The organism is Nocardia sp. NPDC051832 (assembly GCF_040681285.1).
Classification (GTDB): Bacteria; Actinomycetota; Actinomycetes; order Mycobacteriales; family Mycobacteriaceae; genus Nocardia.
On record NZ_JBFAYL010000001.1, the window covers coordinates 1,607,515 to 1,632,972 of the forward strand.

Genomic DNA, 25,458 nt, shown 5'->3' on the forward strand with positions numbered 1-25,458 from the left:
ACGCTCGGCGGCGGGGCGGCCTCACGCGGTCGACTCCACGATGTCGGCGGTGCGAGACGTGGCGTCGGAGTGCGAATAGAGCTGGGCGGCAAGGGTCTTCGTGCGCTGCCGGGTCTCCTCGGACAGGGCGGTCCGCAGGGCGGAGGTCAGATGCTCACGATCGAGTTTCTGGAACGACAGGTGCGCGCCGACACCGAGCCGTTGCACCTGCCCGCCCCACATCGGCTGGTCGAAGGAGACCGAGCACACCACCGTCGGCAGACCCGCCCGCAGGCTTTCGAAGGTGGTGCCGATGCCGCCGTGGTGCACCGCCGCCGCGCACAGCGGGAAGACGATGTCGTGCGCCAGCGGCCCGGCAACCTTGATTCGTGCACCGCTTGCGGCGTCGGCGACCGCCAGATCGCTCCAGCCCGCGCTGACCAAAGCGCGCTGCCCCAGCCGGGCACAGACGTCCTCGACGATCGCCAGCACCGCATGGGTGTCGCGGATCGGCATGCTGCCGAAGCCGAAGTACACCGGCGGCTCACCCTGTCCGATCCACGCGACGACTTCCCCGTGGTCGGCGGCGAGCTCACCGATCGCCTCCCGGGTGAACCGCTCCAGCGGCAGGAACCCGACCAGCGGCCGGCCGGTACCCCATTCCTCGGCCAAGCCGGGCACCAGCGCCGGGTCGTAGATCTGCACCTCCGGCACGTTCCGGCGGGCCAGCATCTGCGCCGGGCTCGCGAAGGACCGGCGCAGGCCGAGCTCCGCGCGCAACTGGTTGAGGTACTTCAGGAAGATCACCCGCCGCAGGTTCTCGGCCACCAGCCAGGTGGCGCGGTTCACCAGCGCCGGCGGCCGCGCGGCCGGCGGCAGCGCTCCCGGGAACGGATAGGCGCCGTTCATCCGGGACGGGAACCCGTGCAGCGACACCATCGGGATGCCCATCGCCTCGGAGACCGACGCCGCTCGATCCTCGGTGAGCATGGTCGAGACGATGATGTCGGCGTCCTTGCACACGCTGATGACTTCGCGGTTCATCCGCGCCGCGTACCCGGCCATCTGTTTGCCGACCAGCTGCATCAACCGGAAGCTGCTGCCTGCGGCCAGGGCGCGCTGCCCCTCCTCGGAGGAGTAGAGCTGCTGGACGTCGGGGCCGCAGGGCGTGGCGGTCAATCCGGCCCGGGTGACGAAGTCGACCAGGTTCGGCGGCGCGCCGACGAAGACATCGTGCCCGCGCCGGCGTAACTCCAGCCCGAGCGCGACGGCGGGCTGGACGTCTCCGCGGGTACCCGTCAACGGGATCGCGACTCTCATGATCGGCCCCGTCTCCACTCGATCCGGCGCGAGCTGTGCAAATCGTGACTCATGAACCCTCCGGGGTCCGTACGGTGAACCCGTGCACATCGCACTGTTCAGCGATTTCCATCCGGCGACGATCGGAGGGATCCAGTCCTCGATCCGCGCCCAGCGCCACGGGTTGGAACGGCTCGGGCATCAGGTCACCGTGTTCACCGCGCCCACGCCGGAATCTACCGAACCGGACCCCGGTCTGGTGGTTCTTTCGGCGGTCGCGGGTCTGCGGGTGAACGGATTCGCCGTCGTCGGGCCGACCCCGGCCAACAATCGGCTGATCGACGCCGAATTCGCGGCGCGCGGGCCGATCGATGTGGTGCACCTGCACACCACCTACGGCGTCGCCATCGCCGGGCTGCACGCGGGCCACAAGCACCGGATCCCGGTGGTGCAGACCATCCACAGTCGCGACGACGCCTTCATCGAACACACCTCGCCGGTGCCGTATGCGTCGGCGCTGCTGCTGCGCGCGGTGCACGGGCGGTTCGTGCCGCATCGCGGGGACATGCCGCGCCGTCCCGAGTCACGGGCCGCCCGGCACGCCTGGCACACCATGGTCGGGCAGGCGCGCGCCGCGGACCGGGTGCTGGTGCCTTCCGCGCACTTCGCCGCGTTGCTGCGGGACCATGGGTTCGATCGTCCGATCACGGTGTTGTCCAACGGAATCGAGGACGAGCTGATCGAGCGCGCGCGGGGATTCCGCCCGGCCGCGGATGAGGACCCCCGCCACGGCAGCGAGCCTGCGGCTGAACCCGCCAGTGCGAGCACACCTCCCGGGGCAGTCGAACGGACTCGAGCGATCGCCGACGAGCCACTCGAGCCACCTACCAGGCCCCTGCGAGTTCTGTGGTGTGCGCGTCTGTCTCCAGAGAAGCGGCTCATGGAGGCGATCGAGGCGGTCCGGCTCACGGCATCGTGCACGCTCGATGTGTATGGCACGGGCGAGCTTTCGGAGCGCGCCCGTGCCGCGATCGAGGCGGGCGGGCTGAACGGCCGGGTTCGGTTGCACGGCGGCGTATCTCAGGCCGAGTGCCTGGCGGCCATGGCCGATCACGATGTGCTGCTGTTCCCGTCATCCGGGTTCGACACGCAGGGCATGGCGGTGCTGGAGGCGGTCGCGATGGGGCTGCCGGTGGTCTACTGCGATCCGGATCTGGCCGAGTCCGTACCGGAGGGCGGCGGCGTGTGCACGCCCGATCCTTCGGTGGCCGCTCTCGCCGCGACCTTGCACGCCCTCGCCGAGGACCCGGCCGAGCTGACCCCGATGCGCAAAATTCTCGCGGCGCACGCGGATTCCAGCCGACAGTCCCAGCTCACCGGTGACCTCGTCGAGGTCTACCAGGACGTCCTGAACCTTCCGCACGCGAATCCGCCGAACGAATCGAACTCCGCTGTGCTCCAGACAATTCCGACCGCTCCCGGGCGGCTGCCCCTGCTTGGCCACAGCGTGGTCGTGCTGCGCGACGCCCTCGGCTTCGTGAAATCCCTGACCGCGCTGGGCCCGATCGTCCGGGTGTACCTCGGGCCGCGTCCCGCCTACGTCCTGACCACTCCGGAGCTCGTCCGGGCGGTGGGCTTCGGCGAGGCCGGGAAGTTCCACCGGGAGGAGCTGCGCGAAACCATGCAGGAGGTGATCCGCGGGGCCTCGAATGTGCTCAGCGGAGAGCCGCATACGCTTCGGCGCCGTATGATCGCGCCGGCGCTGCGCCAGCGCCGGATCAATGAATACGCGGTGACAGCAGCGGATCTGGCGAATCAGTGGGCGGATCGCCTGCCGGTGGGTGGCACAGTGGATCTGGTCGAGCAGGCGCACGAGCTCGTCCTCGACATCATCTCGTCGACCATCTTCACCGCGGACTTCACCACCGCCGCCAAACAGGAAGTACGCCAGAATGTTCCGTGGCTGCTCGAACAGGTCATCGTGCGGGCGGCGCTGCCCGCGCCGGTGCGCCGGCTGCGGTTTCTCGCCAATCGCAGGTTCTCCGCCAAAGCCGCCCGCTTGCGCGCCGAACTCGGCGCGGTGGTAGCCGAGTACCGGCGCACCGACCGCGAATTCCCGGACGTCGCGTCAGCTTTGGTGCACCATGTCGACCCGGACACCGGCGCGCGCCTCACCGACGCGGAGATCGTCGACGAACTGCTGCTCATGCTCGCGGCGGGCGTCGGCTCCACCGCCTCCATCCTGGCCTGGGTCTGGCACGAAGTACTCACCCATCCCGATATCGAAGCCGAATTACGCAGGGAGCTGGCCGATTTCGTCGGCACCGGGCCGGTGTCCCCGGACCACGTCGCCACCCTCCCCTATCTGCGGCTGGTGCTCCTGGAAACACTGCGCTACTGGGCGCCGTGGGTCAGCACGCACACCGCGGACGGCCCGGTCACGCTCGGCGGCGCCACCCTCCCCGACGGCGCCATGATCGTCTACAGCCCGTATCTGATCCACCACAACGAGCACTACTATCCGGCTCCGGAAACCTTCGACCCGGACCGCTGGTTCCCCGGCCGGGTGGCGGAAATCGACAAGAAGACCGTGCTCCCCTTCGGCCTCGGCGCCCGCCACTGCCCGGGCAACACCTTCGCTCTGATGACCATCACGCTCGCCACGGCCGCACTCTTCGCCAACTGGCGCGCCACCCCCGACCCGGACCATCGCGTCCGAGCCAAGACCCGCGACTTCGTGCCAGCGCCCAACCGGGTCCCGGTCGTCCTGCGTCCGGCGAAGTAGCGGGTCCTACAGCAACGACAGCACGATCAGGTTCAGATAGATCGCCAGCGTGAAACCGACGGCGGGTAGCACCGGATGCTCCGGGCGGTCGGCACGCACGAACTGCCAGGTGGCTGCTGCCGGAATCAGCAAGAGCGCCAAAGGCATCCACTCCACCACGGTCGGTGCGGTGGTAACCGGGCGGATGAGGGTGAGATGGGCGGCGACGGCAGCGGCCGCGAGTAGCAACGCGGCGACGGCGCTGCCGATCGGACCGACGACCTGTGAATAGAGGTGTTGGCCGGGCCGGTCCAGGCGGCTGGTCTTGCGGGCGACTTCGAAGCTCAGGAAGACGCCGGTGGAGACGAGAGCGATAGCGGTGATTCGCCAGTCCACCTGGATATCTCCGGTGTCGATAGCGGAAAGCAGGACATAGGCGATCACCAGCAGCTGGATGGGATACGTGACGGCGAGATTGAGCACGATGCCGGAGCGCAGCGATTCCGAGAGACGCTCCATGGCCCACAGTGCCAAGCCGTAGGCCAGGACGGCGGCGATCAGCAGCGCGGAGCGGAAGGACAGACCCAGGCTGAGCCCGATCACGACAACCGCGAGAACAGCCATGGCGGAGCGTAATTCGGTAGCCAAGACCGCTCCGGTGACCAGCGGCCGGTCCGGATTGTGGACCCGGTCGTACGCCACGTCCTTCTGTTCGTCGAGCATGCGGAGATAGAGCAGCGTGACGGCGACGACGACGATCCGGACGACAGTGGCGCCGCTCGGACGCCACGCCGAATCCGGCTGTGCGGCAACCGCGGCCGTACCTTCCAGTGCCAGCACCCAGATGATCGCGTAGAGCAGGTAGTGCGGCTTGTACATCACCTTGGTGAAGTGCGCCAACCGCGCGAGTGAGCCGAACAGCGAGGGCGCGGTGGCGGTTCCGGTCATGCGTCGTCCCAGCGGTCCCAGCGGGTCAGCTCGGCCGCCGGAGTGCGCGGCCCCGACGGCGAGCCCGTCCCTGGCTTCAGATGCGCGACCGGCAGCAGGGCCACCTGGGAGATGTCGTCGAACGGGATGCCCAGCAGTTCGGCGACTTCCCGTTCATGGGCGAGGTGGGCGGTGGTCAGGGTGGAGCCCAGGCCACGAGAGTGTAAGGCGAGCAACAGATTCCAGACCATCGGATAGACGGAGCCGTAGAAGCTCGCCAGCTGCACCGCGGACGCGGCCGGCCGGCCCGGCGAGCACACCAGCACCAGCGCCGGAACCTCGTGCAGATGGTCGGCCAAGTACCGGCCGGAAGCCAGATCGCGGAGTTGGTCGGGGCGCGGCGTGCGCGCGGAAAGGTAAGCGGCGAACCCTTTCCGGTAGAACTCGGCGACCTCGTGTTTGATCGCCGGATCCTCGAGGACGAGGAACCGCCACGGTTGCCGGTTGGTTCCGCTCGGGGCGTGCACCGCGATGTCCAGGCAGTCCAGCAGGTCCTGCCGGTCGACCGGGCGCGTGAGGTCCAGCCGCCGCCGGAACGCCCGGGTGGTGGTCAGCAGGCCGGCCGCCATCAGGCGGGCCCGTCGGGCTCGGAAACGACAGCGTCCGCACCGAATTCCAGATCGATCCGGGCCGCGACCGCTCCGGCCTGCTCGATCACGCACCGCACCACGGTCGGATCGACCTCGGATTCGACGATCTCCGCGACGCACTCGGCCGGGCAGTCCAGTTCGACGAACCGCTCGAAACTGCTTCCCACACTGAGCAATCGAGGCAGGTCGGGTAGCAGGGTGAGCGCGGTCTGCCGCCCTGCCTCGATGAGCAGACTGCCGGGCATGTGGTCGAGTTGATGATCGAACAGGAACGGGTGCCCGAGATCGGCGACCAGCGCGGCCCGGGCGCTGTTCCCTTCCAGCCGGGGTGGCCCGATCACCACGTTGCGCCGATTCGCCCGGCCGACCAGCGCCTCCGGAGCTCGCTCGGGCAGTGCGGACCCGCCGCGGAAAGGCCCCAGCCCCAGGCTTTCCCGGAACCCGCCGCGCATGGCGTCCCACCGCGCGGGCGTGGTCCAGGAGAACGATCCGTCCACGGTCATCATCGGCGCCCCGCCGCAGGCGATCTCGAGCACCAGATCCAATCCGTGCGGCACGCCACCGCGCTGATGCCGCGCGGACACCCGGACGTTCATTACGAGATCCGCGGGCGCGGAGCCGGTTTCCCACACGTCGGTGTCGCTGCCCGTGCCGTTGAAAGTCCGCACGATGAACGCCATCTCCGTTGGCACACCGAAGAATTCGTGGGTCGTGGCGATCGCGGCCTGCCGGGCCGCCTCCATCACCACCAGCGGATCATGGCGCAGGCCCAGCGCTCCCGCGTGATCGCCGTAGTAGGCGTGCATGCGCGGCAGCTGGGCCCCGGCCAGGAACTCGTTCGGGCCCAGCCGATCCAGGGAGGTCACGAACACCTCCGACACGGCGCACCGATGCGCCAGCACCCGGGAAACGGTGCGTAGATGCGTTGCCGTTACGGCTGAAGTCTGGGTCACGCTCGGCCCTCCAACCAGGTTTCCGCCGTCACCGGCGGGAGTGTCTGCGGGCCGGTGCCGGTCCGCATCGGAAGCACGTAGGAACCGAGCACGAGCACCGACCACGGGTCGAGGCAGCGTCCGGCGTCCCACGCCTCGTTCAACAGCCGCGCGCAGTCGGCATCCGAAAGTTCCGTTGCGACAGGAACACCCGCGTCGAGGAGCTCGCGCCGCACCCGCAGCACGGCATCGGCGCGGTCGAAACTACGCTCCGGCGCGGTCGCGTAGATGTCTTGCGCGAGCCCGGCCGCCACCGCGGCGCCGTCCGCGACCGGCGTGAGCATTCGCGCCCGCGTCGCCTCGTCGAAGAAGATCGAGAATTCGCGCAGCACATCCGCGGGGTCGTCAGGCGAATGCACCAGGTTCAGCAGGAAGTTGTGCCGGCCGAGCACATAACGCAGCTGACCGGGCTGCCGCCGGCGTGGGTCGGTGGGTCCTTTGGCTTCGGTGAGCCGCACCGGGACCGGCAGCTCACCGTCGCTCCCCCGCACCACCAGCACCAGGGCATCGGAGATGCCCACCAGCAGGTCGGCCACCCGCCGCCGCTCCGCCGAGGCGATATTCCAGGCGTAGTACCAGATCGCCCGCACCAGATGCCGATTCACCGCCAGCCGGTGCGCACCGACCACCTGGAAACCGTTCTCGCCCAACCACTCCAGGGTCGGCCGGACCGCCCGCGCGACGATGGCGTCCGGCTTGAGCAGCAGCAGCGAATGCTGCCGCGCGAACGCACCCGGCTCGATCCCGAGCCGGGCCAGGTGGTCGACGGTCTCCTGGACGTAGGTGTCCGCGGCATAGATCTCGGCCTTCGCCGCCGACGGCGTCAGCGGAGCCAGCACGGTCCGCAGCGGCAGCTCTACCGCGGTCACCGGGCCGGCCCGTCGAACTCGCCGGGCACGACCGGATCGCCGGGCAGCGCACCCAGATAGCCGGTTTCCAGGCAGTAATCCAGTAGCACGCGCAGGTACTCCTTACCGGTGGCGGGGGACGGCCGGCCGAGCAGGATGTCGGCGTGGGTGGTGTCGAAAGCCAGTCGGCGCTGGAAGTAGCTGGTGTAGTGGGACCCGACACGGCGATAGCTCTTGCGTTCGGCCTCCGCGAGTGCCGCTTCGGCGAACGAAGTCTCGGGAACGAAGGTGGCCACTTCGAAGGACGGATACTCGGCGAACACGTCGGAGATCTCGCGCAGCGACAGCGCGTCCCGTCCCACCGCGTGCAGGGTCCGGCCGGCGGCCGAGTCGAAATCCAGCACCGCCGCGGCGATCACGTCGGCGACGTGATCGATCGGGGCCAACCCCAGGGTCGCGTCGTAGCGTCCGGGCAGCGTCCGGAGTTTGCCCTCGACAATGTGTTTCACCACCGAATAGAGGTTCTTGTAGTCGCGGATCACGCCGGTACCGGTGGCGCCGGTGACGATGCCCGGCCGGACCACCGCCCACTTCAGGTCCGGCCCGGCCGAGCGCACCAGCTGTTCGGCCCGGAACTTGCTCTCCTCGTAGCCGTTCGCGAAAGCCTGGCCGGCGTCCAGCTCGTCCTCGCCGACAGTGCCGCCGCGGCTACCGCAGACATACGCGGTGCTGATGTGGATCAGCGGCACATCCCATTCCCGGGCCAGCTCGATCGCGTGCGCGGTGCCGAGGACGTTGAGTTCCTCGTAGTCGGCCGCCGCGGCGTTGAACGCCGTGGTCGCCGCGCTGTGCACGAGGAATCCGACCCGCTCGGCGAGATCCTCGACATCACGATCGGGCATGCCGAATCCGGGCAACCGGATGTCGCCGGACACCGAGGTGCCCGGCTCCAGCACCGTGCCGTCGTTGCGGACGATGCTCGAATCCTTGTGCAGCAGTGCGGCTATCGGCAGTCCCGCAGCGGCCAGCCGCGCCACCACCTCGGCGCCGACCAGTCCGCTGGCGCCGGTCACCAGGACCGTGTCTCGTAAACTCATGCCGCACCGCCCGAGCGCAGATGCGGCTGCTGTCCACCGCTGGTCAGCAGGTCGCGGGCTTCGTCGAGCGGTAGCTCGGTGTCGAGATAGGCGGCCAGGCGCAGCCATTCGTAACTGATTGCCAAGGTGCGGCTCCACTGTTCGCGCGAATCGAAAGAGGACGGAAAGCCGTTCGCGCCGCCACCGGCGACCCACCGGACCACGCCGGCGAACTCGTCGAGCACCGCGAGGCCGGCTTCCGGGTCGGCCCCCTCCCCCAGGATGCGCGAGAACCGCACCCGCTGTGCCGCCGCCAGCGCGGCGAGCAGGTCGGCCCGGCGCAGCGTGTCGGGGGGCAGTAGCCGCCGCACGGTCTCCAGCGGCGCCACGTCGGCGGGCAGGGGGTGAATACCGAAGGTGGATACCAGGATTCGCACGGTCATCGCGATGAAGCGATGCGCGGCGATATCGGCCACCGCGCCCTGCCCGTCAGCGACCGCGCCGGCCAGGTCCTCGCGCGCGTTCTCCAGCACGATGTTCGACCACACCACGTTCATTCCGCACGCGGTGAACCGCGACGCGGGCAGCGGGCACAGGGTGACGATCTCGTCGTCCCGGGCGGCGCCGGTCAAGCCGAGCGCCGGCGTCTGACCGCCGGGCACCGGCGTCAGCGGCCGCAGCGGTTTGCACATCGCCAGCGCGGGTTCGATGAGACCCGCACCGCGCCACTGCAATCCGACCAGACCCAGGCGCACGAACTCGGCGAGCTCGCTGCGAATGTCCTGCGGGGCGCTGTCGAGCACCTCGCGCAGGGAGCGGCGGAAGACCACCGATCGCCAGGCGCGGGCCGCCCGCGCGGACAGCACGAAAACGTCGCGATCCGCGCGCAGCACGTGAATACGCTCGCCGATGGTCCAGTTGGTGACCTTCGGCAGCCGGGTGAGCAGCACCTGCCGCGGATCGTCGGCGACGCCGGTGAGGCCGAGCGCCGCGGTCAATTCCCACACCTGTTCCCAGGTCACCTGCTCCGCGAGCACCCGGGCTTGGCCGTCGCCCAGCGCGCCGCGCAGGTCGCCGAAATCACGCTCGGGGTCGTCGAACGACCAGGCGCCGGGATCGGCGAGGTCGCGATAGCGGTCGATGAGATCGTGCGGCGGCAGCCGATCCAGCTGGTGTGGCAGCCATTTCGTCTCCAGATAGGTTTCGCCGCGCTCGGCTGCCCAGCCTTTGATCGCCTGCAACAACCCGTCCCGGGCCCACCCGCCCGCTTCCGCGCGAGCGCCCAGCGCCCGCAAGGCGACCGCGTAACGCAGCGCCTGGACCGCCCGTCCCGTCCACCATCCGGCCAGCATGCGTGCGAAGCGCGGATACGGTGCGAGTGCGCGCAGTTCGTCGAGATCTACTGCTCCAGAACGGATTTCATTGGCCCGCAGGAACCGCTGGCACCGATTGAGCAGGTCCTCGTCGCGTTCGGTCGCCAGGCGGTCGAGCTGCTCGCGCAACTGCCGCACCGACCGGGTCCGCACTTCGACCCGCCGGCCGTCGACGAACAGCACGGCCGGCAGCGTGGGTAGCTCCTCCGCGCCGGGGGCGACCACCAGGAAATCCACATCCGATCCGGCATTGCCGAACCCCTCGGCCAGCGAACCTTCCAGCAGCACCGCCGAATCCTCGGGAATCACTACGATGTCCAGCGTCTGTTCGAGCAGTTTCGGCACCCAGTCCGGAGCCTGCCGCGGCGAGGTGTCAGGTTCCATTGCCCGTTCCTTCCCCGGGCAGCACGGTCACGGTCCCGGCGGAGCCGTCGACCCGTAATCGCATCCCCGTACGCACCTTCTTCGTCACGTCCTTCACCTGCACCACGGTGGGTACACCCATTTCCCGCGCGACGATCGCCACGTGGGTCAGCGGACTGCCGCGTTCGATCACCAGTGCCGCGGCCGACGGCAGCGCCGCCACCCAGCCGGGATCGGTGCGGTATGCCACCAGGATGCCGCCTTGGATGTCGCATGGCTCGTCCACTACGACGGCGCCGCCGCTGGCCGACCCGGCAGCCGACGGCGTGCCCGCGAGCACCGTGCCCGCGGTCGCCGCCGGGATCTCGGTGACCGGTACCCAGCCCTGCCCGGCCAGTTCCGCCCGGCCGAACCCCGCGCCGATCGTGACGAACCGTGGCGGCGCGACCAGTTCGGTGTCCTTGGCGCGCTGCGCTTTCCGCGCGGTGACCAGTTTGCGCAGGTCGCCCGGATCGGCGCCGTCGTAGCATCCGCGCAGTTCCCGCACGGTCAGAGAGAAGACGTCACCGAACTCGTCGAGCAGCTCCCGCGCGACCAGATCCCGGCCCATCGCCCGGATCATCCGTTTGACCATCCCGAAGGCTCGGGTACGGCAGAACCGCACACGTTCGCGGTGCGCGGCGCAGCGAGATACCTTGCCGCGCAGCCGTTCGAAGATCCGGCGGCGCACACCGCGCAGGTTGGCGTCGAGATAGGCCTCGGCCTCGGCCCGGCGGTCCGTGCCCGCCCGGCCGTGCTGGCGCAGCGTCGCGAGGGTGCTGCGCAACATGATGAACAGACTCGCCGGATCCTCGCGCAGATCCGGTGTTTCCAGTTTGAGTTCGTCCAGGCTGCGATAGCCGTAGCGGTCGAGATAGTCCTCGACGGCCGCCCGGAACTCGGGATACTCCGTGAGCCTGCCGTATACCTCGTGCGGCGGAGTGGAATTCACCAGTTCGGTCAGATCCGGGTCGGTGCCGACCCGCTCCGCCAGCGCCGTCATCGCCCGCGCGGGTTCGGCCGATTCGATATCCGCGCCGGGCCCGACCAGCGTCAAGCCCAGCCACTCCGGCGCTTTCGGCAGCAGCAGCTTGGTCAGCACGAACAGCGCTCCGGTACAGGTCAGCAGGATGGCGTCGAGCACCATCAGCGGGCCCCAGCGCGCCACCAGGTCCCGGTCCACCTCTCGGTAGGCCTGATAGGCCTGCGCGCCGGACATTTCGGTGTAGTCGCGGGCGTCGTACTCGTCGTAGACGCGGTAGAAATCGGCCAGGAACCGTTCGACCATGTCGTCGATCCCGAACAACCGCCGCAGGTAGCGCACGGTCGTGGCGGTCCGCGCCCAGACCCGGCCGACCGGCGTGCGGAAAGTGAAGGGCCGCAGGGTGTTCGCGATATCGTCGGCGAGTGGCTCCTCGACGCCGAGCGCCACCTCCAGCACCTTCCGGTTCAGCCGGTAGCCCGGTGCGATGCCCACCATCCGGTACCAGTGCAGCAGGTTGTAGTACACCCGGCCGTGAAAACAGCCGAGCAGCACCGGAGTCCACTGCTCGGTCTGCCGCAGTTGCCGGCCGCGCACCCGCAGCGATCGCGCGTAGCCGTCGTAGACCCGCCCGTAGATCTCGGCCGCGGTGCTGTAGGTCAGCGGCGAGGTGAGCCCGCTGAAACTCTCGATGATGTTGGCGTTGTCCCAGATTCGCAGCTCGCCCGCGGGCACCGTCTCCCCCGCGCCCTGGATGACCGCGGCCGCCCAGCGCGCGTCCACGCCGCCGCGCACCGCGGTCGTGATCGGCCGGGATTGCAGTACCCAGATGCCGGTGTCGTCGATCGCCCACTCGATGTCCTGCGGTGTGCCGTGATCGCTTTCCAGGCGGCGCGCCAGTTTCGTCAGCTCGGCGAGCTCGGCGGCGCTGAGCACCGGCCGCTCCCGATCCTCCGGCTCGACCTCGCGCACCAGGCAGCCCTGGTCGGCGGCGGGCGCGTAGCTGCGGTCCTTGTCCCCGAGGATGGTCTCCAGCACCGCGCCGGTGGACTTCTCCACGATCACCGAATCGGCGTCCACCGCGCCCGAGACCAGGCCCTCCCCCAGCCCGTACACCGCGCTGACCACCACCTCGTCCGGCGCGCCGGTGATCGGGTTCGCCGAGCACACCACCCCGCTGGCCCGGGCGGCCACCAGTTTCTGCAGCACCACGGCCGCGGCGCCCGCCCGAGGTTGCCGCTGGGCGAAGCTGTAGCGGATGGACCGTTCCGAGAATGCCGAGACCCAGCAGTCACGGACTCGGTCCAGCACCGCCTCGGGGCCGTTGACGTTGAGGAACGAATCGAACTGACCAGCGTAGGAGTGCTGAGCGCCGTCCTCGGCGAGCACCGACGACCGCACCGCGATCGACCCTGCTCCGAGCCGCGCGTAGGCCTCGGCGATCACCTCCCGGATCGGATCCGGTACGTCGGCCGCGACGAGATCGGCGCGCAGCGCCGCGCCCGCGGCCAAGGATTTCTCCAGATCGTCCAACGCGGCGAACTCCGTCACCGCGGTCGCGAGCCCGGCCCCGGCGGCGAACCGGTCGAAGACATCGGTGCCGAGCACCACCCACTCCGGGACCCGGAAACCGCCGTTGTGCACGGTGTGCAGACCGCGTGCTTTACCGCCGGCCAGCGCGGTGATCGTGGCCTGATCGGTCCATGGACCCAGTACCTGCACAGCGTCTCCCGTCATCCCGGCGAACCGGGGCGGAGTAGGGCACTCGACCAGTGCAATGCGGAAGCTCGCACGCGACCGAGCGAAACCGAGGGGTTGTGTTTTGGTATATCCGATAATTCCCCGCGACGTTAGCGCGCGATCTCGACGCGGGCACCCGTTATGCTGCCACCAGTCATGCGGGGTTTGTGAGGAGTGATTCGGGCGTGGGTTGGATATTCACTCCGGACGAGTTCGCCCACCTGTGGCGCGAAACCGAACTGGATCGTCATCCCTACCCTTTGCGCATCCTGGAAACGCCGCGCACCGAGGACGCGGCACACAAGCTGCGCCGGCAACTGGCCGAGCGATTACCGCTGGGCAGTGATCCCGACCTGACCGCGTGCCTGCGAATCCTCGCCGCGCCGCACACCCGGATCGTGGCCATCGGCGGCGCGCACACCCCCGGCAGCGAACTGCGGCTGCTCGCGTGCGTGGTCTACGACCGCGCGGTGCTCGCCGTCCAGGAACCCGGCATGAGACCGGATTTCGGTGGGCGGGTGAGTATTTCGATCGGGCGCAGTGACAAGCTCGGCAGCCGGATCGCGGCGTTGCTGCCGAAGGCGCCGGCCGGGCGCGAGCCCTCCCGCGCCGCCGCGGCGGCGGCCGTTCGCGACGCCGAGGCCGTCACCCCGCAGCCCGGCGCGACGCCGATCCGCAGGCTGCTGCTCAAACCCCATACCGCCGAGGGGCATATCCGCATTGAGGCCCGGCTGGATCGATCCGAACCCACGCCGCCGGTGCATTACACCTGGATCGATGTGCAAGGCGATGGGCGCTACCTGATCAAAGCCGGTGCCACCGTGCACATCGTCCCGGCCTCCGCCGAGCAGCTCGCGAGCCAACTCCAGAAACGTATTCCCGCCCAGCAACGCTGACTCGTCGTTGCTTGGCTAACACCCCAGGCTTCCGGTTAGTCTGGGGCGGACCGAGAGTTAGCAGGGGTGCGTATGACGATCGAGACCAGCCGAGCCGATATCGCCACGTTCCAGCAGCAGGCGCAGGCCGGCACCGTGAAGTTCGATCCGGCGGCGGCCCGGCGCTGCGCGGAAATGTATCAGCACGAGGCCGATCGGCTGATACACCTCAAGCGGCGTCTCGAATCCATCGCCGAGCTGCGCGGTTTCGGCGGTTTCGACTCCGCCCGTGAACTACAGACCGGTTTCGGCACCAAGGCGCGCGACGCCGCCGAACTGCTCGACAACTACATCGAAGCCGCCTACGCCATGCAGGCCGCGTTCCTGACCAGCGCCGGACTCTACGAAGAGGCCGATCTGGCCAACGCCGCCGCCATGCGCGCCCTGGAAGCGAGCGTGCAGGCATGACGACAGGCAACGACCCGAACTACATCACCTCGATGGAACATTTCGAGTCGATGACCCACGAGCAGATCTACGCCGGCACCCAGCAGATCGACGCCGCCGAGATCCTGCGCGCCTCGGTCACCTGGCTGGAAGCCGCAGGCACCCTGGCGACTTCGTTCCCGCTCACCCGCGCCAGCACCGACCGCGTGATGAACTCCATGGCCTGGGAAGGCGCCGCCGCCGACGCCGCCTACGCCAGCACCCGCAGCTTCGCCGCCTCCGTCGACGAACTCAGCGCCATCATGGGCCGGGTCGGCGCCCGCCTGGGCGGGCTCGCCGCCGCCGCGGAAGCCGTCAAACTCGCCGTCGTCCCGCCCGGAAGTTCCGGCCCCGTCGGCGCCATCGCCAAACTCCTCGAAGCGGCGAACGTCATCAGCGCGCAGATGGCACAGGAAGCGCTCCGGCAAGAAGCCGTCCTCGCCATGAACATGATCTACAAACCGGCCTACGGCCTGGCCGGATCGGGCGTGCCCGCGCTGCCGGATCCCCCGGTGATCCCGGGCCTGCGAGACCAGCCGATCCTCACCCCGTCGGAGCCGGAATACAATCCGCCACAGCACCTTCCGCCCTCGGACACGCTTCCGGAAACACCGGAACCGGACTATCCGCAGCCGACGCCGGAAACTCCCGCGCCGACGCCGGAGATCCCGTCGACGCCCGAGCCCACACCCCCTTCGACTCCGGAACCGACACCACCGTCTACTCCAGAGCCGACACCACCGGCGACTCCCCAGCCAGCGCCGGACCCGGCCCCAACCACCCCGGAGCCCACACCCGCGCCGTCCCCCAGCACCCCGGAACCGACACCAGCCCCGCCGCCGAGCACCCCGGAACCGACACCCGAGCCGCCGCCAAGCACCCCCCAGCCGACACCCGAGCCGCCGCCAAGCACCCCCCAGCCGACGCCGGAACCGACGACCCCCGCACCTCCCGCACCAACCGCGGAACAAACACCCCCGCCGACCGAGCAGGCCCCGCCGCCGGCCACTCCCGAACCCCAACCGGGCCCCCCGAACCAGATCCCCGACGCCGGCCAGCCATCCACACTTCCCGACCCAGGCGGCCAGCCCGGCGTAACCGGCCCGATCCCGGAGGACCCCAACCAGCCCACCCCCACCGCCAACCAACCAGGTCTTTTCCCGACGCCATGAGCATGAGAACGGAGATCTGCAATGATTTTCGACTCCGAGGAGATCGACCGGCTCGCCAGAGAGCTCGCGGAAGAGACAGGCGAGGAGATCTACGACGCCCTGATCACTGCGCTACGGGAACGACTGGGACGTATCAGGGCAGTGGGACCTGCGCAGTTATGACGGGAGCATCGGCCGCTCCAACAACCGCGTATGCGGCGCGAACAGCGGCACTGTCCCGACCGCGTAACGAAATGCGCGATTCCAGCCATGCCTGAACCTCAGGTTCGAGCTCCGTACAGCTCAGGTGCCGACCAGGTCGTCGGCGTGAATTACCGGGCGGCGCATGGTTTCCGGGAGGTCGGTGGTGGAACGGCCCAGCATCGTCGATAGTTCGGTGCTGTCGTATTCGACGACGCCGCGGGCGATCACTCGATCGTCGGCGTCGATCAGGTCGACGACGTCGCCGCCGGAGAACTGCCCGCGGATAGCCGTAATGCCTGCCGCCAGTAGTGAGCGGCGGCGTTCGGCTACGGCCTGCACCGCACCTTCGTCCAGGACGAGCGCGCCGCGGCTGTCGGCGGCGTGCCGGACCCAGAACTTGCGGGCGGACAGGCGAACCGGGCGGGCGGCGAAGGCCGTGCCCACGGTGCCCGCGGTCAGGGCGATGTCGGCTTCGGACGCCGCGGCCAACAGGACCGGGACGCCGGCGTCGGCGGCGAGGCGGGCGGCGGAAAGTTTGGAGGCCATGCCGCCGGTGCCCAAAGCGCCACCGCTACCGGCGATTACGCCGTCGAGGTCGGCGCTGCCGCGGACCTCGGGGATGAAGTTGGCGCCGCCCTTGCGCGGGTCGCCGTCGTAGAGACCTTCGACATCGGAGAGCAGCACCAGGGCGTCCGCGCCGACCAGGTGGGCGACGAGGGCGGCCAGCCGGTCGTTGTCGCCGAAACGGATCTCCTCGGTTGCGACAGTGTCGTTTTCGTTCACCACCGCGACCGCGCCGAGCGAGCGCAACCGGTCCAGGGTGCGCTGGGCATTGCGGTGATGTTCCCGGCGGGAGAAGTCGTCGGCGACGAGCAAGACCTGACCGACCGTGCGGCCGTAGCGGGCGAAGGAGGTACCCCAGGCGTGCGCCAGCGCCAGCTGGCCGACGCTGGCCGCGGCCTGTTTGGTCGCGAGATCCCTTGGGCGGCTTGCCAATCCGAGCGGAGCGAGACCCGCTCCGATAGCGCCGGAAGACACCACGACCACGTCGGAACCCGCACGCATGCGCGCCTCCACCGCGTCGGCGAGCCGATCCAGCCGCTCGGTGTCCAGACCGCCCTGCAGACTGGTCAGCGCGGACGAGCCGATCTTCACCACGACACTGCGCGCGGACGCGATCGCCTGCCGCGCTTCGCTCGGACCGCCGGGCGAAACAGCCTCCGAGAAACCCGAATTCACTTGAGTCACAATCGAACTCCCTCACCGCATGCCAGCCGACGGTCGCTGAGCAGTACCACGTCGTGCTGCCCGGCTCCGGACGCGCCGCCATACCCGGCGGCGCCACGGACTACTTCTTGACGTCCCGTTTGATTTCGTTGCCGTCCTCGTCGATCAGACCGCGCCGCACCCGCGACGCGTGCTTACGCTCGGCGGCGCTGATCCGGTCGTCCTGCTCCAGGCGCAGGTCCGTACCGCGACCGGTCGGCACCATGTCGACGCCGGCCGAGATCGCCGGCTCCCACTCGAAGGTGACATCGCCGATGGTGACCGGGCAGCCGGGCTGTGCGCCCTTTTTGACCAGGGCTTCCTCGACGCCGAGGCGCGCCAGCCGATCGGCCAGGTAACCCACGGCCTCATCGTTGTCGAACTGCGTCTGCTTGACCCACCGCTCGGGCTGCACGCCGCGCACGATGAAGCCGCCTTCCTCGTCCGGGTCGGCGACGACGGTGAAACCGGTCGCGTCGGTGGCGATCGGCCGGATGACCTGGCGCTTCGGCGCCGCCTTGGGATGCGCCTCCCGGTACTGCCGCACCATCTCGGCGAGCGCGAAGGTCAACGGCCGCAAGCCCTGCCGGGTCACCGCGGAGATCTCGAACACGGGCCAGCCGCGCGCGGTGAACTCGGGGGTGACCATCTCGGCGAGCTCTTTCGCGTCGGGCACGTCGGTTTTGTTGAGCACGACGACCCGCGGCCGATCGGCCAGATCGCCGAGGCCGGTGTCGCCGGACAGTTCGGGCTTGTATGCGGCGAGTTCGGCTTCGAGCGCATCGACATCGGAGACCGGATCGCGACCCGGCTCCAGCGTCGCGCAATCGACGACATGCGCCAGCACCGCGCAGCGCTCCAGATGCCGCAGAAAGTCCAGACCGAGTCCGCGACCATCGCTGGCGCCGGGGATCAAACCGGGCACGTCGGCGATCACGAACGTGGTGTCGCCACTCTGCACCACGCCCAGGTTCGGCACCAGGGTGGTGAACGGGTAGTCCGCGATCTTCGGCTTGGCGGCCGAAAGCACCGACACGAGCGAGGACTTGCCCGCCGAGGGGAATCCGACCAGCCCGACATCGGCCAGAGACTTCAGCTCGAGGATCACATCGCCCTCGTCGCCCTCTTCGCCGAGCAGCGCGAAACCGGGAGCCTTACGTGCCTTGGAGGCGAGCGCGGCATTGCCGAGACCACCACGACCACCGCGGGCGGCGATGTACTGATTGCCGGCACCGACCAGATCGGCGAGAACTTCGCCGTCCCGGCCGACCACGACGGTGCCGTCGGGCACCTTCAGCACCAGCGGTTCCCCGCGCTTGCCGTCGCGATTGCTGCCCTCACCAGGCTTGCCGTTGCCTGCCTTCGCGTGCGGATGGAAATGGAAGTCCAGCAGTGTATGCACGTTGGGATCGACCTCGAGGATCACATCCCCGCCGTTGCCGCCGTTGCCGCCGTCCGGTCCGCCGAGCGGCATGAACTTCTCCCGGCGCACCGAGGAGCAACCATGGCCGCCCTTGCCCGCACTCACATGAAGCACGACACGGTCGATGAATTTGGACATAGGCCGAATCATCCTCCTTCTAGCTCAACGTCCCCTGAGGGACAGGCGGTGCGGACAGAACGAACTGAAGAACAACAAAGCGGGCCAGGGTTTGCACCCTGACCCGCTTCGGTGGTTTCGAGAGTCGGGGCCGAGCCCCGCACCCACGAAAGGAGACTCAGGCTTCCGCCAGCTCCTGGGTAACGATGTTGACGGTCTTGCGGCCACGCTTGGTGCCGAACTCGACCGCGCCCGCCGCGAGGGCGAACAGGGTGTCGTCACCGCCACGGCCGACGTTCACGCCGGGGTGGAAGTGGGTGCCACGCTGACGGACCAGGATCTCGCCGGCGTTGACCTGCTGGCCGCCGAACCGCTTGACGCCGAGGCGCTGGGCGTTCGAATCGCGACCGTTCCGGGAGCTGGATGCGCCCTTCTTGTGTGCCATAGCTGATTCTCCTCGGGATGTCTTACTTGATGCCGGTGACCTTGATGACCGTCAGCGGCTGACGGTGACCCTGGCGCTTGTGGTAGCCGGTCTTGTTCTTGAACTTGTGGATACGGATCTTCGGGCCCTTGGTGTGCTCGACGACCTCGGCGGCCACAGAGACCTTGGCCAGCTTCGCGGCGTCGGTGGTCAGGTCGGAGCCGTCGACGACGAGAACCGGCGACAGCGCCACGGCGGTGCCGGGCTTGCCCTCGATCTTCTCCACCTTCACCAGGTCACCGACCGCGACCTTGTACTGCTTTCCGCCGGTCTTGACGATCGCGTACGTTGCCATCGGTCGGCTTCCTCCACTCGAATGATGTCTACTCGTGCTTGTTCTCGTCGCAGGGTGCGACGCACACAGGTTGTTGCTTGGCTGGTTGCTGCACTGGGCGCGGTTCCTGAACAAACAGGACGCGCATCGCCAGGCAGCGACCGACCTAGGTTACCAGACCCAAGGTGCGGGACCCAATTCGCGGGTCCCGCAGCCAACTGGCAACCGCCCGCTCAGTCCTCGACGGGCGGACCCGCCGGGCGGCCTACCGCCCGCCGCCGCGGCTTGCGCTGCAACAGCTCGGCCGGGACCGGCTCGGCCGCGAAGTCGACCACCGGCGCGGCAGGCTCCTCCGAGGAGGACAGCACGAACACCGCGCCCGCGCTGTCGGCCGCCGGGGCGGCGGCCGAACGGGCCACGCGCCGCCTGCGGGCCGGACGGGCCGCCGGTTCCTCCGGCACACCGTTGGCAACCACACGGTCGCCGGTCGGCGCGGGCTCCGATTCGGGCTCGACTTCCGCGACCGGCTCGGCGGGGGTGACCTTCGCCACCGGCTCGGGCTGTTCGGCCACCGGGCCGGGTTCGTCTGCCTCGATCTCCTCGGCGAGCGTCGGCTCGGCCGCGGGCTCCTCGGCGACCGTCGCGACGGCCTCCTCGGTGACCGCGGCGGGCTGAGCGGTTCGCTCGGAGCGCGACCGGCGCCGGCTACGACCAGCAGGCCGCACCACCTCGTCGGCGGCGCCTTCCTCAGGCGCCGCCACAACCGGCTCCTCGACCGCCGCCTCCGCGACCGGCGCGTCCGCGACGGACTCCGCCGGCTGCGCCTCGTCGTGCTCACCGTGGTGCGCGGCCATGGCCAGCGCCACCGGGTGCGCCCGCCGGACCGCGATCTGCTCGGTCGATTCGACTTCTTCCTCGACCGGCGCGGTACCGGCGGCAGGCGTCGCGGCCGCCGCGGCGGTCTTGTCCCGGCCGCGGCGACGCCGCGAGCCGGTCTCCTTGCGGCCCGCGCTGTCGTCCGAGGACGACGACGACGGTTCCACCGGGTAGTTGTGCACCAGGATGCCGCGGCCGTGGCAGTGCTCACAGGTCGTGGAGAACGCTTCCACCAGGCCGGTGCCCAGCTTCTTGCGCGTCATCTGAACCAGGCCCAGCGAGGTCACCTCGGATACCTGGTGGCGGGTGCGATCCCGGCCCAGCGCCTCGGTGAGCCGGCGCAGCACCAGATCCCGGTTGGACTCGAGCACCATGTCGATGAAGTCGACGACGATCATGCCGCCGATATCGCGCAGCCGCATCTGGCGCACGATCTCCTCGGCCGCCTCCAGATTGTTGCGGGTGACCGTCTCCTCCAGGTTGGAGCCGCCGGCGCCGGTGAACTTGCCGGTGTTGACGTCGACGACGGTCATCGCCTCGGTGCGGTCGATCACCAGGGTGCCGCCCGAGGGCAGCCACACCTTGCGATCCAGGGCCTTGGCCAGCTGCTCGTCGATGCGGTACGTCTCGAAGACGTCCACACCGTTGTTCTCGTGCCGCTGCACGCGGTCGAGCATGTCCGGGGCGACCGTGCGGACGTAGTTCTCCACCGTGCTCCAGGAGCGTTCGCCCTCGATGACGAGCTTGGAGAAATCCTCGTTGAACAGGTCGCGCACGACCTTGACCAGGAGATCGGGCTCCTCGTACAGGGTCTTCGGGCTGTTGCCCTTGTCGGCGGCGGCCTTCTCGATGGTCCGCCACGCGGCCTGTAGCCGCTCCACGTCGCGCGCCAGCTCGTCCTCGGCCACGCCCTCGGACGCGGTGCGGATGATGACGCCCGCGTCGGCGGGCACGATGTCCCGCAGGATTTCCTTGAGCCGCTTGCGCTCGGTGTCGGGCAGCTTGCGGCTGATGCCGGTGGAGGTACCGCCGGGCACGTACACCAGGAAGCGACCGGCCAGGCTGATCTGGGTGGTCAGGCGCGCGCCCTTGTGACCCACCGGGTCCTTGGACACCTGCACCAGCACCTGATCGCCGGGCTTGAGCGCCTGCTCGATCTTGCGCTCCTTGCCGCCGAGCCCGGCGGCTTCCCAGTTCACCTCGCCGGCGTAGAGCACGCCGTTGCGGCCGCGGCCGATGTCGACGAACGCCGCCTCCATCGAGGGCAGCACGTTCTGCACCTTGCCGAGGTAGACATTGCCCACCATCGACGCCGAACCGGTGTTGGTGACGAAGTGCTCGACCAGGATGTCGTCCTCGAGGACAGCCACCTGGGTGGTGATCGGGTGCTCGCCGCCGCCGACACCGGCGAAGTGCTTCTCGCGCACCACCATCACCCGGTCCACCGCTTCCCGGCGGGCCAGGAACTCCGACTCGGTCAGGATCGGCGGGCGGCGGCGACCGGCCTCCCGGCCGTCGCGGCGGCGCTGACGCTTGGCCTCGAGCCGGGTGGACCCGGTGATGCCCTGCACCTCGTCGACATTGGCGCGGCTGCGGCTCTTGTTACGCGGCTCGCGCTCGTGCACGACGGTGTTCGGCGGATCGTCGTCGGCGGCGGCGTTCTCGTCGCCCTCGCCACCGACCTTGCGGCGGCGGCGACGCCGGCGGCGCCGGGTCGAGCCCTCGCTGTTCGACTCGTCGTCGTCGCCCTCGTTGTCGGCGTCGTCGTCACTGGTGTCGGCGGCGTCGTTCTTGTTGTCGGCGGACTCGGCGGCGGTGTTCTCGTCGTCGGAGTCGGTGTCGTCGCCCTCGGCGTGCTGCTCACCGCGGCCACGGCCCCGGCCGCGACGGCCACGACGGCGGCGGCGGGGCTGGTCACCATCGTCACCGGACTGATCGGTGCTGTCCGACTCGTCCTCGGCGCTGGTGTCCTCGATCTCGTCCGCCTCGGCGGCCGGCTCCTCGACGTGGCGTTCCTTCTCCTCGGAACGACGCGAGCGGCGCTGCTTACGCACCTGCTCGACCGCGGAAGCGTCCGGCGGCAGGAACAGCGGCGCGGCCACCGCGGCGGCGGCTTCGAACACCACCGGCTCGGCGACATGGGGTTCTTCCCGGACCGGATGAGTGAACAACTGCACCGAGGGCTGGTGGGCCGGTTCGGTGGAGCCACTGCCCGGATGCGGCACGCCGTGCTGCGGATCGGGGGCGGAGAAGAGCGACGCCGACGGCGCGGCGGGCGCGGCTTCGACCGCGGCTTCAGGTGTGGTGTCGGGAGCCTGGGTGTCGGCTTCGGGCTCGGCCAGCGCGTCACGCACGGACTCCGCGACCGCCCGGTCGACGTTCGACTGCGCGCTCCGCGCGTCGGAACCCAACTCGGTGAGTTTGGCCAGGATGCGTTTGCTCGTCACTCCCAGCCGCTTGGCAAGCGCATGAACTCGGATTCGCTCCGGCAATTGATCGGCATCCTGTGATGTTGTTTCCAGCGGCTCTTGATCGGCCACGAAGTCTCCTCGGGCCCCCGGGCGCGTCCCTCCCGGTATGGAGTAACGCGGCCGACGCGGGGGCACTGTCCGTCCACCTCACACCAGCGTTGGTGCAAGGTCCTGTGGTCTCGCCCCGCATGTCCGGTTACCGCCGGCGGTTCTCGTCGGTCGGGCTCACGGTGCACGCGGCGCCTGGCTGTTGGCTGAACTCCGCGGGGTGAGCGTTCATCCAGCATGCCGACGCGAACACCCCCGCCCCAACCGGGCGCGGACATCCGTGGCAGCGATGATCGGCATCGAACCGCGGTGTCATCCGGTTGCCCGGCTCCGATAATTCGCGTACCTGCGCGAATAGTCGGCGCCTGTGGCAACCACTGCCAGTATCCCACACCGGGCACCGCTCGTTCGCCATCGGCGCAGTTGTATTACGCCGATGGCGACCGTTCAGCGCACTCGCCGTGCGGGCGTTATCAGGCCGGGAACTCGGGGAACCAGAGCGCGATCTCGCGCTTGGCGGACTCGGGGGAATCGGAGCCGTGCACCAGGTTGTACTGGGTTTCCAGGCCGAAGTCACCGCGGATGCTGCCGGGCACGGCCTTCTCGACGGGATCGGTGCCGCCGGCGATCTGACGGAAGGCGGCGATGGCGCGCGGACCCTCGAGAATGGCCGCGACCACCGGGCCGGACGTGATGAACTCGATCAACGAGCCGAAGAACGGCTTCTCGGCGTGTTCGGCGTAATGCGCCTTGGCTACCTCGTCGGACACGTTCTTCTGCTCGAGCGCCACGATCTTGAGGCCCTTGCGCTCGATACGGGCGAGGATCTCACCGGTCAAGCCGCGCGAAACGCCGTCCGGCTTGATGAGTACCAACGTCTGTTCAGTCACGGCGACAGCATAGAGGGGCCGGTTAGCGCTGGATGCGCTGGCTCGGCAGCAGTCCCGCTTCCATGCGGCGGCGCACATCGTTGCGCAGGATCAGGATGAAGCCCCACACCACCGCGAACACCACGCCGATGACACCGATGGACGGGTGGAAGAACACCCCGAGCAGGACCAGCGCCTGCAAGACCAGGTTGAACGGCATGGCCCAGGACCGGCGCTGCAGGCCCGCGCCGAGGATCATCAGCAGCGCCAGCGCCACGCAGTACGTGCCGGAGACCCAGGTCACCCCGCCGCCGACCGAGCCCAGCACGGGCAGGGCCAGCAGCACCACGATGGCTTCGAGGATGAGCGTGCCCGCCATGACCCCGCGGAACCCCTTCCACGGATCCGTAGTGGGCGCCGCAACCGCGTTCTCTTCGCCTTCACTCACTGCCAAACACCTTTACGCTGGGTTCTTTCCGAACAGGGAGCGGGCCGCGCCCGCGGTGACGACGGAACCGGTCACCACGACACCGGCGCCGGAGACCATCTCCCCGCTGTCGCCCGCCTCTTCGGCGAGCGCGATCGCGGTTTCCAGGGCATCGGGCAGGGTGTCGGCGGTGACGACGCGCTCGTCACCGAACCGCTGGACCGCGAGATTGGCGAGGCTGTCGACGTCGAGGGCGCGCGGCGAGCCGTTGGTGGTGACGACGATCTCGTCGAACACCGGCTCCAGCGCTTCCAGGATGCCCGCGGCGTCCTTGTCCGCGAGGACCGCGACCACGGCGACCAGCTTGCGGAAGTCGAACTCCGAGGTGAGCGTGGCGGCGAGGGCCTTGGCGCCGTGCGGATTATGCGCGGCGTCGATGAAGATGGTCGGCGCGCTGCGCATGCGTTCCATCCGGCCGGGGCTGGTGACGCTCGCGAATCCGGCTCGGACCGCGTCGATGTCGAGTTGGCGGTCCTTGCCCGCGCCGAAGAACGCCTCGACCGCGGCCAGCGCGAGCACGGCATTGCGGGCCTGGTGTTCACCGTGCAGCGGCAGGAAGATCTCGTCGTACACGCCGCCGAGGCCTTGCAGTTCGAGTTGCTGTCCGCCGACCGCGATCTGGCGGGCCTGCACCCGGAACTCCGAGCCCTCGCGGGCCACGGCCGCGTCGACCTCGACGGCGCGGCGCAGCAGCACCTCCATCGCCTCGGGCTCCTGCTCGGCGATCACCGCGACGGTGTCGCGCGGGACCAGCAGGTCGTCCGGGGCGCGCTTGATGATGCCCGCCTTCTCACCGGCGATGCTGGTGAGGTCGGGGCCGAGATAGTCGGTGTGGTCCAGCCCGATCGGGGTGATCACCGCGACCTGGCCGTCGATCACATTGGTGGCGTCCCAGGTGCCGCCCAGGCCGGTTTCCACCACCGCGACATCGACCGGGGCTTCGGCGAAGGCCGCGAAGGCCATGCCGGTGAGTACCTCGAACTTGCTCAGCCGCGGGCCGCCCGCGTCCGCGGACTGCTTGTCGATCATCTCGATATAGGGCTGGATCTCCCGGAAGGTCTCGACGTAGCGGGCCGGGGTGATCGGCGCGTTGTCGATGCTGATCCGCTCGGTCGCCAGTTGCAGATGCGGGCTGACGATGCGTCCGGTGCGCCGGTGCAGCGCGGTCAGCAGCGCGTCGATCATCCGGGTGACCGAGGTCTTGCCGTTGGTGCCGGCGATGTGGATGGCCGGGTAGCTCTGCTGCGGCGAGCCGAGCAGATCCATCAGGGTCGCGATGCGGGTGAGCGACGGCTCGATCTTGGTTTCCGGCCAGCGTTGGTCGAGCTCGGCCTCCACCAGCGCCATTTCGGCCAGGTCCACCGGCGACGGGCCGGCGCTCAGCTGGGCGTCGGC

Annotated in this window: 21 protein-coding genes and 1 pseudogene; 6 read left to right on the forward strand and 16 right to left on the reverse strand. The window is 69.3% G+C overall.

What is annotated here, in order from left to right:
- Positions 1 to 21: 21 nt before the first annotated feature.
- Positions 22 to 1,299, reverse strand: coding sequence for a glycosyltransferase (locus tag AB0M14_RS07200; RefSeq protein ID WP_364989835.1), 1,278 nt, complete (start codon positions 1,297 to 1,299; stop codon positions 22 to 24).
- An 82-nt stretch (positions 1,300 to 1,381) separates the two neighbouring features.
- Here AB0M14_RS07200 and AB0M14_RS07205 point away from each other — a divergent pair, with 82 nt between their 5' ends.
- A complete protein-coding gene (locus AB0M14_RS07205) occupies positions 1,382 to 4,063 on the forward strand; it encodes a cytochrome P450 (RefSeq protein ID WP_364989839.1) in 2,682 nt (893 codons plus the stop codon).
- A gap of 6 nt (positions 4,064 to 4,069) precedes the next feature.
- Here AB0M14_RS07205 and AB0M14_RS07210 read toward each other — a convergent pair whose 3' ends face one another.
- From AB0M14_RS07210 to AB0M14_RS07240, 7 genes are read right to left on the reverse strand one after another with little or no spacing between them, the layout of a single operon-like run.
- On the reverse strand, positions 4,070 to 4,990 hold the full coding sequence (locus AB0M14_RS07210) for a hypothetical protein (RefSeq protein ID WP_364989841.1): 921 nt from the start codon (positions 4,988 to 4,990) through the stop codon (positions 4,070 to 4,072).
- Positions 4,987 to 5,598, reverse strand: coding sequence for a nitroreductase family protein (locus AB0M14_RS07215; RefSeq protein WP_364989844.1), 612 nt, complete (start codon positions 5,596 to 5,598; stop codon positions 4,987 to 4,989). Before AB0M14_RS07215 ends, AB0M14_RS07210 begins: the two co-directional genes overlap by 4 nt.
- Positions 5,598 to 6,572: a ScbA/BarX family gamma-butyrolactone biosynthesis protein gene (locus AB0M14_RS07220; protein ID WP_364989847.1), complete on the reverse strand. Its 975-nt coding sequence runs from the start codon at positions 6,570 to 6,572 to the stop codon at positions 5,598 to 5,600. The genes AB0M14_RS07215 and AB0M14_RS07220 overlap by 1 nt, the downstream gene beginning before the upstream one ends.
- Positions 6,569 to 7,480: a nucleoside-diphosphate kinase gene (locus tag AB0M14_RS07225; RefSeq protein WP_364989850.1), complete on the reverse strand. Its 912-nt coding sequence runs from the start codon at positions 7,478 to 7,480 to the stop codon at positions 6,569 to 6,571. Before AB0M14_RS07225 ends, AB0M14_RS07220 begins: the two co-directional genes overlap by 4 nt.
- Positions 7,477 to 8,556 carry an SDR family oxidoreductase gene (locus tag AB0M14_RS07230; RefSeq protein ID WP_364989853.1) on the reverse strand — a complete coding sequence of 360 codons (1,080 nt, stop codon included), beginning with the start codon at positions 8,554 to 8,556 and terminating at the stop codon, positions 7,477 to 7,479. The genes AB0M14_RS07225 and AB0M14_RS07230 overlap by 4 nt, the downstream gene beginning before the upstream one ends.
- The gene (locus AB0M14_RS07235) at positions 8,553 to 10,292 is read right to left on the reverse strand and encodes a nucleotidyltransferase domain-containing protein (protein WP_364989856.1); all 1,740 of its coding nucleotides are present in this window, start codon (positions 10,290 to 10,292) and stop codon (positions 8,553 to 8,555) included. The genes AB0M14_RS07230 and AB0M14_RS07235 overlap by 4 nt, the downstream gene beginning before the upstream one ends.
- Positions 10,282 to 13,029 (reverse strand): phosphoenolpyruvate synthase, encoded by a 2,748-nt coding sequence (locus AB0M14_RS07240; RefSeq protein ID WP_364989859.1) that lies wholly within the window; start codon positions 13,027 to 13,029, stop codon positions 10,282 to 10,284. The genes AB0M14_RS07235 and AB0M14_RS07240 overlap by 11 nt, the downstream gene beginning before the upstream one ends.
- 188 nt (positions 13,030 to 13,217) lie before the next feature.
- Between AB0M14_RS07240 and AB0M14_RS07245 the strand changes: the two genes are divergently transcribed.
- From AB0M14_RS07245 to AB0M14_RS07260, 4 genes are all read left to right on the forward strand, one after another.
- Complete coding sequence (locus AB0M14_RS07245; protein ID WP_364989862.1) at positions 13,218 to 13,928, forward strand: ESX secretion-associated protein EspG; 711 nt, start codon at positions 13,218 to 13,220, stop codon at positions 13,926 to 13,928.
- Between the two features lie 72 nt (positions 13,929 to 14,000).
- On the forward strand, positions 14,001 to 14,375 hold the full coding sequence (locus tag AB0M14_RS07250; RefSeq protein ID WP_364989865.1) for a hypothetical protein: 375 nt from the start codon (positions 14,001 to 14,003) through the stop codon (positions 14,373 to 14,375).
- Positions 14,372 to 15,565 carry a hypothetical protein gene (locus AB0M14_RS07255; protein WP_364989868.1) on the forward strand — a complete coding sequence of 398 codons (1,194 nt, stop codon included), beginning with the start codon at positions 14,372 to 14,374 and terminating at the stop codon, positions 15,563 to 15,565. Before AB0M14_RS07250 ends, AB0M14_RS07255 begins: the two co-directional genes overlap by 4 nt.
- A gap of 21 nt (positions 15,566 to 15,586) precedes the next feature.
- Entirely contained in the window at positions 15,587 to 15,727 is a 141-nt protein-coding gene (locus AB0M14_RS07260) for a type II toxin-antitoxin system VapB family antitoxin (RefSeq protein ID WP_364989871.1), read from the forward strand.
- Positions 15,728 to 15,847: 120 nt separating this feature from the next.
- Here the strand turns inward: AB0M14_RS07260 and proB are convergent, their stop codons facing one another.
- The 4 genes from proB to rplU form a co-directional block, all read right to left on the reverse strand.
- On the reverse strand, positions 15,848 to 16,987 hold the full coding sequence (gene proB, locus AB0M14_RS07265; RefSeq protein WP_364991383.1) for a glutamate 5-kinase: 1,140 nt from the start codon (positions 16,985 to 16,987) through the stop codon (positions 15,848 to 15,850).
- A 109-nt stretch (positions 16,988 to 17,096) separates the two neighbouring features.
- Positions 17,097 to 18,575 carry a GTPase ObgE gene (obgE, locus tag AB0M14_RS07270; protein WP_364989874.1) on the reverse strand — a complete coding sequence of 493 codons (1,479 nt, stop codon included), beginning with the start codon at positions 18,573 to 18,575 and terminating at the stop codon, positions 17,097 to 17,099.
- A 157-nt stretch (positions 18,576 to 18,732) separates the two neighbouring features.
- Complete coding sequence (gene rpmA / locus AB0M14_RS07275; RefSeq protein ID WP_364989876.1) at positions 18,733 to 18,999, reverse strand: 50S ribosomal protein L27; 267 nt, start codon at positions 18,997 to 18,999, stop codon at positions 18,733 to 18,735.
- 22 nt (positions 19,000 to 19,021) lie between these two features.
- Complete coding sequence (rplU, locus tag AB0M14_RS07280; protein WP_364989879.1) at positions 19,022 to 19,333, reverse strand: 50S ribosomal protein L21; 312 nt, start codon at positions 19,331 to 19,333, stop codon at positions 19,022 to 19,024.
- An 831-nt stretch (positions 19,334 to 20,164) separates the two neighbouring features.
- Here rplU and AB0M14_RS07285 point away from each other — a divergent pair.
- Positions 20,165 to 20,362 (forward strand): MYXO-CTERM sorting domain-containing protein, encoded by a 198-nt coding sequence (locus tag AB0M14_RS07285; protein WP_364991385.1) that lies wholly within the window; start codon positions 20,165 to 20,167, stop codon positions 20,360 to 20,362.
- Between the two features lie 8 nt (positions 20,363 to 20,370).
- Here the strand turns inward: AB0M14_RS07285 and AB0M14_RS07290 are convergent.
- The 4 genes and pseudogenes from AB0M14_RS07290 to AB0M14_RS07305 all read right to left on the reverse strand — a co-directional run.
- Positions 20,371 to 22,794 (reverse strand): annotated as a pseudogene (locus AB0M14_RS07290) (translation initiation factor IF-2 N-terminal domain-containing protein); the annotation flags it as partial.
- Positions 22,795 to 23,180: 386 nt separating this feature from the next.
- Entirely contained in the window at positions 23,181 to 23,597 is a 417-nt protein-coding gene (gene ndk / locus AB0M14_RS07295) for a nucleoside-diphosphate kinase (protein ID WP_209897298.1), read from the reverse strand.
- 22 nt (positions 23,598 to 23,619) lie between these two features.
- Positions 23,620 to 23,955: a DUF4233 domain-containing protein gene (locus tag AB0M14_RS07300; RefSeq protein WP_364991388.1), complete on the reverse strand. Its 336-nt coding sequence runs from the start codon at positions 23,953 to 23,955 to the stop codon at positions 23,620 to 23,622.
- 81 nt (positions 23,956 to 24,036) lie between these two features.
- On the reverse strand, positions 24,037 to 25,410 hold the full coding sequence (locus tag AB0M14_RS07305) for a folylpolyglutamate synthase/dihydrofolate synthase family protein (RefSeq protein WP_364991390.1): 1,374 nt from the start codon (positions 25,408 to 25,410) through the stop codon (positions 24,037 to 24,039).
- Positions 25,411 to 25,458: the final 48 nt, after the last annotated feature.